This is a genomic window from Streptomyces sp. PA03-1a (assembly GCF_033792805.1).
Taxonomy (GTDB): domain Bacteria; phylum Actinomycetota; class Actinomycetes; order Streptomycetales; family Streptomycetaceae; genus Actinacidiphila.
The window spans coordinates 1-13905 of the sequence record NZ_JARAVO010000063.1; the positions used below are offsets into that span (position 1 = coordinate 1).

Annotated in this window: 15 protein-coding genes; 8 read left to right on the plus strand and 7 right to left on the minus strand. The window is 72.3% G+C overall.

The features are described 5' to 3' along the window. The 3 genes from PV341_RS16375 to PV341_RS16385 all read left to right on the plus strand — a co-directional run. On the plus strand, nucleotides 1–223 hold a 223-nt coding region (locus tag PV341_RS16375), incomplete at its 5' end, for a response regulator transcription factor (RefSeq protein ID WP_500358189.1). A 181-nt stretch (nucleotides 224–404) separates the two neighbouring features. Continuing rightward, nucleotides 405–1433: a 6-phosphofructokinase gene (locus PV341_RS16380; RefSeq protein ID WP_499511397.1), complete on the plus strand. Its 1029-nt coding sequence runs from the start codon at nucleotides 405–407 to the stop codon at nucleotides 1431–1433. 131 nt (nucleotides 1434–1564) lie between these two features. Then, nucleotides 1565–2227 (plus strand): uridine kinase family protein, encoded by a 663-nt coding sequence (locus tag PV341_RS16385; RefSeq protein ID WP_500329886.1) that lies wholly within the window; start codon nucleotides 1565–1567, stop codon nucleotides 2225–2227. A gap of 26 nt (nucleotides 2228–2253) precedes the next feature. On the opposite strand, the gene PV341_RS16390 is transcribed toward PV341_RS16385, so the two are convergent. Next, nucleotides 2254–4197 carry an anthranilate synthase family protein gene (locus tag PV341_RS16390; protein WP_500358191.1) on the minus strand — a complete coding sequence of 648 codons (1944 nt, stop codon included), beginning with the start codon at nucleotides 4195–4197 and terminating at the stop codon, nucleotides 2254–2256. 283 nt (nucleotides 4198–4480) lie between these two features. On the opposite strand from PV341_RS16390, the gene PV341_RS16395 reads away from it, so the two are divergent. Then, nucleotides 4481–5065, plus strand: a complete 585-nt coding sequence (locus tag PV341_RS16395; RefSeq protein ID WP_500329882.1) for a Uma2 family endonuclease — start codon at nucleotides 4481–4483, stop codon at nucleotides 5063–5065. A gap of 10 nt (nucleotides 5066–5075) precedes the next feature. On the opposite strand, the gene erm is transcribed toward PV341_RS16395, so the two are convergent. Then, a complete protein-coding gene (erm, locus tag PV341_RS16400) occupies nucleotides 5076–5828 on the minus strand; it encodes a 23S ribosomal RNA methyltransferase Erm (RefSeq protein WP_499516807.1) in 753 nt (250 codons plus the stop codon). Between the two features lie 464 nt (nucleotides 5829–6292). Between erm and PV341_RS16405 the strand changes: the two genes are divergently transcribed. Next, entirely contained in the window at nucleotides 6293–6604 is a 312-nt protein-coding gene (locus PV341_RS16405; RefSeq protein WP_500358192.1) for an anthrone oxygenase family protein, read from the plus strand. On the opposite strand, the gene PV341_RS16410 is transcribed toward PV341_RS16405, so the two are convergent. Further along, nucleotides 6555–7070: a hypothetical protein gene (locus PV341_RS16410; RefSeq protein WP_499511393.1), complete on the minus strand. Its 516-nt coding sequence runs from the start codon at nucleotides 7068–7070 to the stop codon at nucleotides 6555–6557. The two genes, PV341_RS16405 and PV341_RS16410, sit on opposite strands and share 50 nt — an antisense overlap. Nucleotides 7071–7350: 280 nt before the next feature. On the opposite strand from PV341_RS16410, the gene PV341_RS16415 reads away from it, so the two are divergent. Further along, on the plus strand, nucleotides 7351–8700 hold the full coding sequence (locus PV341_RS16415; RefSeq protein WP_499511392.1) for a class II 3-deoxy-7-phosphoheptulonate synthase: 1350 nt from the start codon (nucleotides 7351–7353) through the stop codon (nucleotides 8698–8700). A 133-nt stretch (nucleotides 8701–8833) separates the two neighbouring features. Next, nucleotides 8834–9142, plus strand: a complete 309-nt coding sequence (locus PV341_RS16420; protein ID WP_500329879.1) for a (2Fe-2S)-binding protein — start codon at nucleotides 8834–8836, stop codon at nucleotides 9140–9142. A gap of 25 nt (nucleotides 9143–9167) precedes the next feature. Here PV341_RS16420 and bfr read toward each other — a convergent pair whose 3' ends face one another. Continuing rightward, the gene (bfr, locus tag PV341_RS16425) at nucleotides 9168–9647 is read right to left on the minus strand and encodes a bacterioferritin (RefSeq protein ID WP_500329878.1); all 480 of its coding nucleotides are present in this window, start codon (nucleotides 9645–9647) and stop codon (nucleotides 9168–9170) included. Nucleotides 9648–9808: 161 nt separating this feature from the next. On the opposite strand from bfr, the gene PV341_RS16430 reads away from it, so the two are divergent. Beyond that, complete coding sequence (locus tag PV341_RS16430) at nucleotides 9809–10423, plus strand: sulfite oxidase-like oxidoreductase (RefSeq protein WP_499511389.1); 615 nt, start codon at nucleotides 9809–9811, stop codon at nucleotides 10421–10423. A 21-nt stretch (nucleotides 10424–10444) separates the two neighbouring features. Here PV341_RS16430 and PV341_RS16435 read toward each other — a convergent pair whose 3' ends face one another. From PV341_RS16435 to pknB, 3 genes are all read right to left on the minus strand, one after another. Beyond that, a complete protein-coding gene (locus tag PV341_RS16435; RefSeq protein ID WP_500358194.1) occupies nucleotides 10445–10966 on the minus strand; it encodes a DUF4396 domain-containing protein in 522 nt (173 codons plus the stop codon). Between the two features lie 88 nt (nucleotides 10967–11054). Continuing rightward, entirely contained in the window at nucleotides 11055–11960 is a 906-nt protein-coding gene (locus PV341_RS16440) for a deoxyribonuclease IV (RefSeq protein ID WP_500358196.1), read from the minus strand. After that, a complete protein-coding gene (pknB, locus tag PV341_RS16445) occupies nucleotides 11948–13846 on the minus strand; it encodes a Stk1 family PASTA domain-containing Ser/Thr kinase (RefSeq protein ID WP_500358197.1) in 1899 nt (632 codons plus the stop codon). The genes PV341_RS16440 and pknB overlap by 13 nt, the downstream gene beginning before the upstream one ends. Nucleotides 13847–13905: the final 59 nt, after the last annotated feature.

Below are 13905 nucleotides of genomic sequence, written 5' to 3' on the forward strand. Positions count from 1 at the left end.
CGTCGCGGCCGACACCCCCGAGGCGCCCCGCCTCACCGACCGCGAGACCGAGGTCCTGCGGCTCGTCGCCAAGGGGCTCAGCTACAAGCAGATCGCCGAACGGCTGGTCATCTCCCACCGCACCGTCCAGAACCACGTCCAGAACACCCTCGGCAAGCTCCAACTCCACAACCGCGTCGAACTCGTCCGCTACGCCATCGAACGCGGACTGGACGAGGAATAGCCCCGACGCCGCCTCCGGGGCGCGCCCGCTCCAGTGCCGCGCGCCGCCCGGAAGGGTGAAATCGGCGGACCAACATCCCCGCGGATCAAGGGATTTCACCGAACGGCCCATCCCACCTGTGACGCCGGTCACGCTAGCGTCGTGGACGCAGGCAAATGGTGCGAACGGGAAGGGATGGATCATGCGAGTTGGCGTGCTGACCGGCGGCGGAGACTGCCCCGGGCTCAACGCGGTCATCCGTGCCATCGTGCGCAAGGGTGTCCAGGAGTACGGATACGAGTTCACCGGTTTCAGGGACGGCTGGCACGGTCCCCTCGAGGGCGACACCGTGCCGCTCGACATCCCCGCCGTGCGCGGCATCCTCCCGCGCGGCGGCACGATCCTCGGATCGTCCCGCACGAACCCGCTCAAGGCGGAGAACGGCGTGCGCCGCGTCAAGGAGAACCTCGCCAAGTACGAGGTCGACGCACTCATCGCGATCGGCGGCGAGGACACCCTCGGCGTCGCCACCGCCCTGTCGGACGAGTACGGCGTCCCCTGCGTCGGCGTGCCCAAGACCATCGACAACGACCTGGCGGCCACCGACTACACCTTCGGCTTCGACACCGCCGTCAACATCGCCACCGAGGCCATCGACCGCCTCCACACCACCGCCGAGTCGCACATGCGCGTCCTCGTCGTCGAGGTGATGGGCCGCCACGCCGGCTGGATCGCCCTCCACTCGGGCCTCGCCGGCGGCGCCAACGCCATCCTCATCCCCGAGCAGCGCTTCGACGTCGACCAGGTCTGCGCCTGGGTGGAGAGCCGCTTCAAGATCCGCTACGCACCCATCGTCGTGGTCGCCGAGGGCGCCATGCCCAAGGACGGCGACATGGTGCTCAAGGACCAGTCGCTCGACTCCTTCGGCCACGTCCGGCTCTCCGGCGTCGGCGAGTGGCTCGCCAAGGAGATCGAGAGGCGCACGGGCAAGGAGGCCCGCACCACCGTCCTCGGCCACATCCAGCGCGGCGGCACCCCCAGCGCCTTCGACCGCTGGCTCGCCACCCGCTTCGGCCTGCACGCCATCGACGCGGTCCGCGACCAGGACTGGGGCAAGATGGTCGCCCTGCGCGGTACGGACATCGTCCGCGTCCCGCTGCGCGACGCGACGGCCCAGCTCAAGACGGTCGATCCGCGGCTCTACACCGAGGCGGCGGTCTTCTTCGGGTAAACACGGCGTTTCCCCGGCGCCGTCTGCGCTTTCCCCGCTTGCCATGGGCGATCACGCGGCCGTACATTCCCTGCACCCGGCTTGTCCGGCCGCTTCGTTTATCCCCCTTGAGCACATGAGGAGCGCCCGGCATGACGGGTGTACTGGCGGTCGCAGGCGGCACCGCATCCGGCAAGTCCACCCTTGCCGAGGCCCTGTCGCTGCAGTGTCCCGAGAGCATCGCACTGGTCCATCTGGACGACTACTACGTGCCCGCGCACGATCCCCTCAGGGGCGTGTGGACGGTCAGCGCCGGCGGGCACGCCATCCTCGACTGGAACCACCCCGGCTCCATCGACGAGGCCGCCGTCAGCGCCGCGATCGACGCGGCGCTGACGCGGCCCGGCGTGCGCCTCGTGGTGGTCGAGGGCCTGTTCGCCCTGACCCTGCCGTCGGTGCGGGAACGGGCGGACTGGCGGGTGTACGTGGACGCCCCCGACGACGTCCGGCTGGCCCGCAAGATCCTCCGCAAGATCGAGGTCCAGCGGCAGGACCCGCGGCTGTCCCTGCTGAACTACCTGCAGAGCGGGCGGGACCGCCACGTCGCCCACGTCGCCCCCTCGCGGGCGCTGGCCGACCTCGTGGTGGACGGCCTCAACGAGGGCCCCGACATGGTGGCGGCGGTCCTGGGTCTCATCGGCCCGCTCCTGTCGCCCGTCCCCGCGCCCGTGCCCGAACCGGTCCCCGCCGCCCGCCCCCGCCGGCCCCGCGCGGTCACCCCGCGGACGCACCAGCTTCCGGCGGCCGCGGTCTGACCTGCCGGGGCGGCGGGTCGCGGGCGTCAGCCCGTCACCGTGACCCCCGCCAGGAGGTCCGCCACGATCGCCGTGCCGCCCAGCGTGAGCACGGACTCGGGGTGGAACTGGACGCCCGCGAACCCCGGGCCGCGCAGGGCGTGGACGTCGCCGGTGGCGGGGTCGCGGCTCAGTTCGATGCGGTGCATGGCGAGCTCCTCCGCCGTGGCGTCGTCGCAGCGGGCGGTGAAGGAGTTGTAGAACCCCACGGTCTCCGCCTTCCCGAACAGGTCGACGGATGTCTGCGCGCCCTGGAAGGGGACGTCCTTGCGGACGATGTCGAGGCCGAGTTCGGCGGCGATCAGTTCGTGGCCGAGGCAGACCCCGAGCAGGCCGTGCCGGTGGCCGCGGACGAGTCCGGAGGCGAGGCCGCGCAGGAGGGCCATCTTGGGGTCGCCGGTGTCGGACGGGTCGCCGGGGCCCGGACCGAGGACGACCGGGCCCTGGTGCGCGAGGGCGGCCTCGTGCAGTCCCGGGGCGTCGAAGCGGCGCACGGTGACCTGCAGCCCGGACGACCTCAGCACGTGCGCGAGCATCGCGGTGAAGGTGTCCTCGCCGTCCACCACGAGGGCGTGCCCGGTCAGCGTGCCGGGCTGCTCCGCGGTGCGCATGCGCAGCCAGAACGGGGCCAGGTTCCGGCGGCGTCCGTCCAGCGCGGCCCGCACCCGGATGTCGTCGCCGAGCGGTGGCCGGTCCGCAGCCGGGCCCTGCGCCCGTCCGGGCCGGACCCCCAGCGCGGCCAGCACGGCCGCCGCCTTCGCGTGCGTCTCGGCGACCTCCGCGTACGGGTCGGAGCGCCGCACCAGGGTCGCGCCCACCGGGACCTTCAGGCCGCCCGCGGCGTCGACGTCCGCGGTGCGGATCAGGATGGGCGAGTCCAGGGTCTGTGCCCCGCCGGCGTCCCGCCCGATCAGGGCGAGGGCGCCGGCGTAGTAGCCGCGGCCGCCCGGCTCGTGGCGCTCGATCACCCGGCAGGCGTTCTGCACCGGCGAGCCGGTCACCGTCGCGGCGAACATCGTCTCGCGCAGCACGTCCCGCACGTCCATGCTGCTGCGGCCGCGCAACTCGTACTCGGTGTGCGCCAGGTGCGCCATCTCCTTCAGGCGCGGGCCGACGACGACGCCGCCGAGGTCGCCGACGGTGCACATCATCTTCAGTTCCTCGTCGACCACCATCGTCAGCTCCTCCACCTCCTTGGCGTCCCGCAGGAAGGCGAGCAGCCCCTCCGCGTCCGGCCCCTGCGGGGGGTAGCGGTAGGTGCCGCTGATGGGGTTCATGACGACCGTGCCGCCGGCCATCCGCACGTGCACCTCGGGGCTCGCGCCGACCAGGGTCCGCTCCGGGGTCCGCACCACGAACGTCCAGTAGGCGCCGCGCTCGCCGTCGAGCAGCCGGCGGAACAGCGCGAGCGCGTCGGCCGCCGCGAACCCCGGGACCTCGCCGCGGAAGGTGCGCCGGATGACGAAGTTCGCGCCCTCGCCGCTCCCGATCTCGTCCTCGATGACGCGCTCCACGATCCCGGCGTACGTGTCGTCGTCGACGTCGAAGGCCCCGCCCTCCACGCGCACCGCGTGCGCGGGCAGGGCCGCCATGAGCTCGGGGAGCGGCAGCTCGTACGCCTCACGGGGGCGCAGCACGACCAGCGGCGTCCCGTCGTCGCGCACGTCGAAACCGCGCTCCCTGATCTGCCGGTACGGCAGCAGCGCCAGTGCGTCCACCGCGGGGCGCTCCCCTTCGGGTGCCCCGGTCGGCAGCGCGATGTCGGTCAGCCGCTCCGCCGTCGTGACCGGGCCGAGCAGCACTTCGACGGTGTCCGTGTCCCGGCCGGGCGCTCTGCGCCTGAGCAGCGCGAAGGGCGGGCACGCGGGGTCCAGCAGCCGTTCGACGAGCGCGGCGGCGGGGGGTGCGGCGGCGGGATCGTGGTTCTCCACGGCGGTTCCTTCCGGTCTTCGGCGAGGGAAGGGACGGCCGCGCAAACACCGAAGGCCGCCCCTCGGGCGGCCTGAGCGTCTGCTTCTGCGTACGCGCTGCTAGTGGGCCGCCGGATCCGCGGTCCACCACCACTGCAGGTGCGTCTGCTGCGCGTACATGTTCCGCACCCTAACGCATCCGCCCACGACGCGGCGGCCCCGCTCACGCTTTCGGGGCATCGTGGGGACGTAGGGCCCCGGTACTCTCGGGGATGCGTCCGGAATCCCGTCCATGGGAGGAACCATGACCGCCGAACCGCTGCCGGCCTGGGCGATTCCGCCGCGTGGCGGCTTCACCTCGGACGACCTGGACCGCATTCCCGACCTCCCGCCGCACACGGAGTTGATCGACGGGAGCCTGGTGTTCGTGAGCCCGCAGAAGAGCTTTCATTCGCTGGCCATGTATCTGCTGGAGCAGGGCTTGCGAGCGGCGGCACCGGAGAACCTGCGGGTGCGGCGGGAGATGAGCGTCGTGCTGAACCGGCGCAACCGGCCCGAGCCGGATCTGGTGCTGGTGCGTGCCGAGGCCGCGAGCGACGGCGCGGACGAGACGGGGTACCAGGCGGCCGACGCCGTGCTCGTCGTCGAGGTGGTCTCACCCGACTCCGAGGAGCGGGACCGCAAGCGCAAGCCGCAACTGTACGCCGAGGCGGGCATCCCGCACTTCTGGCGGGTCGAGAAGGGCGAGGGCCGGCTCCCCGTCGTCTACGTCTTCGAACGGGAGCCGGCCACCGGCACCTACGTCGCCACCGGCATCCACCACGAACGCCTCAAGGTGTCCGTGCCGTTCGCCGTGGACATCGACCTCGCGGAGATCGAGCGGCTGTAGCCGCCGCCCCTCACCTCACCAGCCGCCACAGGGACGCCCACTGCCTCGCCGTGAGGTCCTTGGGGAGGGCGTGCGGGGGGACGCGTTCGGCACGCAGCCAGTCGCGCAGCGCCGTGCGGTCGAAGTGGCCGGTGCGGGCGAGGACTTCGCGCAGGCCGCGGCCCGGGCCGGTGAACACCCGCTGGACGAAGGCCTGGTAGGCGCGGCGGTCGCCGGTGACGAGCGGCTGCGGGCGCCGGGTCATGGTCAGCAGTCCGCCGTCGACGGAGGGTGCCGGGCGGAAGGCGCGGGCGGGGACGCGGGAGTGGAGGGTGAAGTCGTACCAGGGCCACCAGGAGGCGGTGAGCATGCTGGCGCCGCCGACGCCCGCGCGGCGGCGGGCGACCTCCCACTGGACGAGCAGCACCGCGCACTCCCACCGGTCGGCGGCCAGGACGCGCCGCATGATGGTGGTCGTCAGGTGGAAGGGCAGGTTGCCGACGATCACGTGTGGTTCGCGCGGGAAGCGGTAGCGCAGGACGTCGGTGGTGACGACGTGCGCGCCGCGCGGGAGCCGCCGCTGCAGGCGCTGTGCGCGCCCCGGGTCGATCTCCACGGCCGTCAGGGGGCGGCCGGTGCGGCTGAGGGGGAGGGTCAAGGCGCCGTCGCCGGGGCCGATCTCGACGATGGGTCCGCTGGTGGCGGCGACGAGGGCCTCGATGGAGGCGATGACGGTGCGGTCGGTGAGGAAGTTCTGGCCGAGCTCGTGCCGGCCGCCCACCATGGACCGGTGGTGAGGCATGGGTGTGCACTCCGCGACATAAGAGGTTCCGACGATGGACCCGATGCCGCGGCGAAGAGCGCCGCGGCTATGCCCGGCGCAGCCTGATGTAGTAGGTGCAACCCATGGGCCGCACGGTATCCCGGCCCCGTCCGGTTCCGCACGCGGTTTTCCGCGCTCTCCGTGTGGACGCGCGCGTATGGGACGGAGCGTCCGGGCCATGTTCCGTCTCACCAGGCGCGGCTTCACTGGTCGCATGACTTCCCGAGACGCCGTCCTCGTCGCGGCCACCGTCGCCGTCGGCCTCATGGCCGGGCTCTTCTTCGCGTTCTCCGTCGCCGTCATGCCGGGTCTGGCCAAGGCGGCCGACCGTACGCTCGTCGACGCGATGCAGCGCATCAACATCGCCATCGATCGGCTGGTTCCTGCTGGTCTTCGGCGGTTCGCTGCTGCTGTGCGCCGCCGCGGTGGCGCTCTGCCTGCGCGACGCAGGCCGCGGTCCGCTCCCGTGGGTGATCGCCGCGACCGTGCTCTACCTGGCGGTGCTCGTCGTCACCTTCGGCGTCAACATCCCGTTGAACGACCGGCTGGACGCGGCGGGCGACCCCGGGAGCCTCGCCGATCCCGCCGCCGTGCGCGAGCGGTTCGAGGCGGCCTGGGTCCGCTGGAACCTGGTGCGCACGCTCCTGTGCACGGCGGCGCTGGGCTGCCTGGGCCAGGCGCTCGTCCTCAGCGGCCGCGCCGCCGTGGAAGCGGCGCGTCGCACAGGGCGCATGTGAAGTCGTCGTCCTTGACGAGGTTGCGCTCGCCGCACCGCGGGCAATGCCGGAAGACGACCGCCTGCGTGAACCAGCCGGGGCGGGTGAGCCCCGCCCGGTCGAGGGCTTCCGCCAGCGCGGGCCAGGACGCCTCGGCGTCGGGGCAGTAGCCGGTCGACTGGTTGCCGACCTCGGTCACCTCCCACCCGCCGTCCTCCCGCGCGGCGAACGTGATCTCCCCGGCGGCCAGCACGGGCCCGCCCCCGGCGCACGCCACGTGCTCGCTGCGGCGCGGCGCCAGACGGAGCGTGCCGGTCGAGTCGACGACGTAGGTGAAGGGCTCCTCGCGGTCGGCGGCGGCGCCATCCAGCCACTGCCGGACGTCGTCCGCTGACCGCACCGCCCGGCCCGCCGCGTCGGGCCGCACCACGGCGGCCCGGATGTCGTCCGGTCCCACGTACCTGAACGCCTCCGACGGTGTCGGCATGACGGCGGCCCCTCCCGTCCGGGCTTCGGTGTGCGGGCCGAGCGTACGACCCCGGACGCGGGCCGTCTCACTGGGTGGACTCCGCGGTGGCGGCGTGGGCCGGACGCGCCGTCGCCGTACGCCGGGCGGCGCCGGCGCGCGGGGCCGGGGAGGGCCCGCCCTCCGGGCTCCGCAGGCCTGTGCCGGGCGGGTCGGACGGGGCTCCGCGGAGGTCACTCGGTCGTCTCATCCTCTGGTCCGATGCGCAAAGGAACGGACACGACCACGTAATGTGGGCTGCGTGACCGTGAACGCTGAAACCCACGCCGGGCGCCAGACCTGGCGCTCACTGCCCGCGGCGCAGCAGCCTGAGTACCCCGACCCCGAGGCTCTGCGCGAAGTGATCGCGGACCTCGAGTCGTATCCGCCGCTCGTCTTCGCAGGCGAGTGCGACCAGCTGCGCGACCGCCTGGGGGCCGTGGCCCGGGGTGAGGCGTTCCTGCTGCAGGGCGGCGATTGCGCGGAGGCCTTCGACCAGATCGGGGCCGACCAGATCCGCAACAAGCTGAAGACGCTGCTGCAGATGGGCGCCGTCCTCACCTACGCCGCGTCCGTGCCGGTCGTGAAGGTGGGCCGGATCGCCGGTCAGTACAGCAAGCCGCGTTCGAAGCCGACGGAGACCCGGGGCGGGGTGACCCTCCCGACCTACCGCGGCGACTCGGTCAACGGCTTCGAGTTCACCGAGGCGGCCCGCGTGCCGGACCCGGAGCGGCTCAAGCGCCTGTACAACGCGTCCGCCGCGACGCTGAACCTCGTCCGGGCCTTCACCACCGGCGGCTACGCCGACCTGCGTCAGGTGCACGCCTGGAACCAGGACTTCGTGAAGTCCTCGCCGTCCGGGCAGCGCTACGAGGCCCTGGCCCGGGAGATCGACGGCGCGCTGAACTTCATGCACGCCTGCGGCGCGGACCCCGAGGAGTTCAAGACCGTCGAGTTCTACGCCTCGCACGAGGCGCTCCTGCTCGACTACGAGTCGGCGCTGACCCGCGTGGACTCCCGCACCGGCCGGCTGTACGACGTGTCCGGCCACATGGTCTGGATCGGTGAGCGCACCCGTCAGCTCGACCACGCGCACATCGAGTTCGCCTCGAAGATCCGCAACCCACTCGGTGTGAAGCTCGGCCCGACGACCACGCCCGAGGAGGCGCTGGCGCTGATCGACCGGCTGGACCCGGACCGCGAGCCCGGCCGGCTGACCTTCATCACGCGTATGGGCGCCGGCAAGGTGCGCGAGCTGCTGCCGAACCTGGTGGAGAAGGTCACGGCCTCGGGCGCGCAGGTCGCCTGGGTGTGCGACCCGATGCACGGCAACACCTTCGAGGCGGCCTCGGGTCACAAGACGCGCCGTTTCGACGACGTGCTCGACGAGGTCAAGGGCTTCTTCGAGGTGCACCACGGCCTCGGCACCCACCCGGGCGGCATCCACGTGGAGCTCACCGGCGACGACGTGACCGAGTGCGTGGGCGGCGGCGACGAGATCTTCGTCGACGACCTGCACCAGCGCTACGAGACGGCCTGCGACCCGCGGCTCAACCGCAGCCAGTCGCTCGACCTGGCGTTCCTGGTGGCAGAGATGTACCGCGGCCAGTAGCGGCGGCCGTCCCTGCGGACCCTGAGAGGGGCGCGGATCACATCGATCCGCGCCCCTCGTCGGTTTTCAGCCACTCGCCCGGCGGGTAAGGTTAGGTTAACCTCAGGCCGGGATCGAGAGAGAGGGGAACCGCGTGTACGTCTGCTCATGCTTCGGCATCACCGAAGAGCAGGTCAAGCAGCATGCGGACGCCGGCCGCTGCACCCCTCGCCAGATCGCCTCCGCCTGCAAGGCGGGCACGGACTGCGGTTCCTGCGTGCGCCGGATACAGGCGCTTCTCGGCCGCGGCGACGGCTGTGCCACCCGAACGAAGCTCGACACGGCGAAGTCCGGAGCGCCCGCGGAACCCCTCGGTGCCCCCGCGCCGGCCTCCCTGCCGGTCCCGCCCGCACTGCCGGTGCCGGTCGCGGTCCCGCTGCCCGCGGCGGCCAGCGCCGCCTGAACGGCTGCGGCCCGGCCGACGGCCGTCAGCTGTCGGGCTGCTCGACGAGCTGGGCGATGTACAGCGGCTCCCCGAGCTTCTCGATGAGTTCGAGCTGGGTGTCCAGGTAGTCGATGTGGTGCTCCTCGTCGGCGAGGATGTCCTCGAAGATGTTGGCCGACGTGATGTCGCCCTTCGTCCGCATGACCTCGATGCCGCGCCTGAGGCGGTCGATCGCCTCGACCTCGACCTGGCGGTCGGCCTGGAACATCTCGGTGAGGGTCTGCCCCACCCGGACGTGGAAGAGCCGCTGGTAGTTCGGCAGTCCGTCGAGGAAGAGGATGCGGTCGGTCAGCACCTCGGCATGCTTCATCTCGTCGAAGGACTCGTGCCGCGTGTACTTGGCGAGCTTCGTCCAGCCCAGGTTCTCCTGCATCTTGGCATGCAGGAAGTACTGGTTGATCGCCGTCAGCTCGCCCGTCAGTTGCTCGTTCAGGAACTCGATGACCTCGGGGTCGCCCTGCATGGCAAGCCCGTCCTTTCCGGAGGAATCCACACGATGGGCGCATTTTCGCACCGCCGGTGGAAGCGATCCAGTAAGTTCACACTTACTCCGGTGGCCCGGGTTGTCATACTTTGACCTGGTGCTGGTCGGTGGCACTGCATCCGGTCTGTCACCATGGACGCATGGGTCAGTCCGAACGCCGCGAAGGGGAGCTTCCTCCCGGACAGCGGCTCCAGCGGGGCTGGCCGGTCACCCACTACGGTCCGGTGCCCAGGTTCAAACCCGAGCGCTGGGAGTTCCAGGTCTTCGGCGCCACGGCGGACGGCGGCAAGCGTGCGTGGGGCCACGAGGAGTTCGCCGCGCTGCCGTACACGACCGTCACGGGCGACTTCCACTGCGTGACCAAGTTCAGCATGCTCGGCGTCGAGTGGGGCGGTGTCTCCACCGCCGAGATCCTGCGGCTGGCGCCGCCCGCGCCGGACGTCACGCACGTCATGGTGTGGGCCGAGTACGGCTTCAGCTCCAACCTGCGGCTGGCGGACTTCGCCGACCCCAAGTCGATATTCGCGACCCACCGCGGCGGCGAGCCGCTGACCGCGGAGCACGGCTTCCCGGCCCGGCTCGTCGTGCCCCACCTCTACGCCTGGAAGGGCCCCAAGTGGGTCAGGGGCGTGGAGTACATGACGTCCGACCGCCGCGGCTTCTGGGAGGAGCGCGGCTACCACAACCTGGGCGACCCCTGGAGCGAGCAGCGCTACTCGTACCAGGAGGAGCCCGGCGACGGGCCGGAGCTGTAGCCGCCGGGCCTCCGCCGCGGGTCAGTGGTACCGGTGCACGACCGCGTGTCCCTTGCCGCGGCCGATCATCCACTTGTTGACGGGTGTGGTCACCAGGAAGGCGACCGCGAAGGCCAGCGCGAGGCTGATCCAGAACAGCGCGTCCGACAGCGTGGCGTCCATCGCGCCCGGGAACAGCAGGATCGTCCCGTTGTCCGCGAGTTCCATGAAGACGATCGAGACGGTGTCGGCGGTGAGCGCCACCCGTACGGCGCCGCGCAGGTCCAGGCCGGCCCGCAGGACGCCGCGCATGGTGAGCGAGTAGCCGAAGACGAAGGCCAGGACGATCGCCAGGGTCATCGTCGGGACGTTGTGCCAGCCGAGGGCCGTGCCGATCAGCATGCCGAGGACCTCGCCGATCGCACAGCCGGTGAGGCAGTGCAGCGTGGCCTGGACGGCGGTGCCCCAGGAGGCCGGGCCGGTGTGGTGGGCCGCCGTGTGGTGCTCGTGGTGGGACGGCTCGTGCTGGGACTGATGCCGTTGGGAGTGCTCGACGTGCTGCATCCTGTGTCCCCCAGGGATGAGTGCGGGTGTCGTCGTGCGTTGTGGGTCCTCAACGCATTACCCCCCTGGGGTATTCCTGCCGATCCGGTCAGGCCGGGCGCAACGACTTCAGCACGGCCACGTCCGTGGCCATCCCGGTGCCCTTGGGGCCGCCGTTCGGCGTCTCCACGACCAGCGGCACGCCCTGCGTGGCGGGGTGCCGGAAGAGCTCCCCGAAGGCGGTGGCACCGATGTGACCGGCGCCGATGTTCTCGTGGCGGTCCTTGTGGGCGCCGGCGACGTCCTTGGAGTCGTTGGCGTGGACGAGCTTCAGCCGTCCCTCGCCGACCGTCGCCACCAGCTCGTCCAGGACGGCCTTGACCCCGCCGGCCGCCGCGAGGTCGTGCCCGGCCGCGAACACATGACAGGTGTCCAGACAGACCCCCAGCCGTGGGTGGTGGTCCAGGGCGTCGAAGTACGGGCCCAGGTCCTCCACCAGCGAGCAGAGCGAGAAGCCCTGCCCCGCGGCCGGCTCCAGCAGCAGCCACGGGTCGTCGTCGTGCGTCAGTTCCTCCAGCAGCGGCAGCATCCGCTCCCGTACCTGCGCCAGCGCGGTGGCCCGGGAACGGCCGCCGGTCGCCGACCCGGTGTGCACGACCGTGCCCAGGGCGCCGATCGCCCGCCCGCGGCGCAGCGAGTGGCGCAGCGAGTCCACCGAGTGGTCGACCGTCGCCTCGGTGTGCGAACCGAAGTTGATCAGGTACGGCGCGTGGACGTACGCGGGGAGTCCCTGCGCGGCGCAGCGCTCGCGGAACTCCTCGTCCTGGCGCGGACTGCCGGGCGGGGTCGCCCACCCGCGGGGGTTGGCGACGAAGACCTGCACGGTCTCGGCGCCCATCCGCGCGGCCTCCGCCAGCCCGGTGGTGGCCAGACCCCCGGCCACGGCGACATGGCCGCCGACGGGGTTGCGGAGCTCGGCGGCGGCGCCGCCATCGGACGTGACTATCGCACCCACAGTGTGATCGTGCTGCCCTTCGGTGCCTCGGTGCCGCCGGCGGGCGACTGGTTGTTGACCTGGCCGGTGAAGAAGAACTGGATGACGCGCACGTCGAAGCCCGCGGCCTCCAGCTTCGCCTTCGCCTTGTCGACGTCCAGGCCCTGCACGTCCGGTACCACGACCATCTCCTGGCCCTTGGAGACCTGCAGCGTGACCGTGTCCCCGGCCGCCAGCCGCGTGTTCGCGCCGGGCGTCTGCCCGGCGACCGCGCCCTCGTCCGCCTGGTCGGAGTAGACCTGCCGCGGGTCCACCTTGACCCGCAGCCCGGCGTCCTCCAGCTGCCGGCGGGCGTCCTCCAGCGGCTGCCCGACCACGTCGGGGGCGTCGACGGGCACGCCCTTGCTCACCACCAGCGACACGGCCGAGTCCGGCCGGCGGCTCGCGCCCGAGCCGGGGTCGGTGGAGATCACCCGGCCCCGCGGCACCTCGTCGCTGAACTCCCGGGAGACCGTCCCCGGACTCAGTCCGGCGGCCTTCAGGCGTCGCTTCGCCTCCGCCAGCTCCTCGCCCACCACGCCCGGGACCTTCACCCGCTCCGGGCCCTTGGACACGGTGATCGTCACCGTGCCGTTGTCGCGGATGCGCTCGCCCGTGCCCGGGTCGGTGGAGGCCACCTTGCCCTTGGTCATGGTGGGGTCGAACGCCTCGACGACCTCGACCCGCAGCCCGGCGTCGCGCAGCTGGCGCTCCGCCTGCGCCTGCGGCAGCCCGACGACGGCGGGGGTCCGGGTGAACTGGCCGTCGTTGATGTACCAGACGCCCGCGCCGACGCCGAGGATCAGCAGCAGGGTCGTCACGACGGCGATGGCCCCGGGACGCCGCCGGGGCCGGGTCGACGTCCGGGACGCGGCCCGGGGCTGCTGCCGGGTCGGCTCGGGCGAGAACTCCAGGCGCGCGGTGCGGTGCACCACCGTCGTCGGTTCCTCGGCGCCGGCCGGTGCCGCGGGGGCGTGCGCGGGGGTCCGCGCGCCCGGCGGCACCAGGTCCAGCTGCTCGGGCGTCATGCCCTGGCGCACCGCGTGCAGCCGCCGCAGCAGCTCCGCGGCGTCGGCCGGACGCCGGGCGGCGGCACGCGCGGTCGCCTCGGCCACCAGCGCGTCCAGCTGCGGGGGCAGCCCGGGGGAGGCGGCGGACGGGGCGGGCACGTCCTCGTTCAGCAGCTGGTAGACCACCTGCACGGGCGTCCCGCCGGTGTGCGGCTTGCGGCCGGTGAGCATCTCGTAGAGCAGCACCCCGCACGCGTACACATCGGTGCGCTCGTCGGTCGTGGGGCTCTCGACCTGCTCCGGCGCCATGTACGAGACCGTGCCGAGGACACCGCCGGCGGAGGTGTTGGTGTGCGTGCCCGCGATCCTGACCAGGCCGAAGTCCGCCACCTTGACGCGGCCGTCGTCGCCTATGAGGACGTTCTCCGGCTTCATGTCGCGGTGCACCAGCCCCGCGCGGTGCGCCGCGCCGAGCGCGGCCAGCACGGGCTCCAGGATGTCCAGCGCGGCGCGGGGCGGCAGGGCGCCGCGGTCGCGCAGCACGTCGCGGAGGGTGCAGCCCGCGATGTACTCCATGGCCAGGTAGACGTAGGTGCCGTCGGCGCCCTGGTCGTAGACCTGCACCACATTGGGGTGGTCGAGGCGCGCCACCGTCTTCGCCTCGCGGATGAAGCGCTCCACGAAGCCGGGCTCGGCGGAGAGGGCGGGGTGCATGACCTTCAGGGCCAGCACCCGGTCCAGGCGGGTGTCCAGCGCCCGGTACACCGTCGCCATGCCGCCGACCGCGATCCGGGACTCCACCCGGTAGCGGCCGTCGAGCGTCTGTCCGACGAGCGGGTCCTGAAGCGTCGTATCCACGAAGGTGCAGTTTACGGTGCCGACATGACCCTTCTGGGCTAACCCGCCCAAGTTGTACC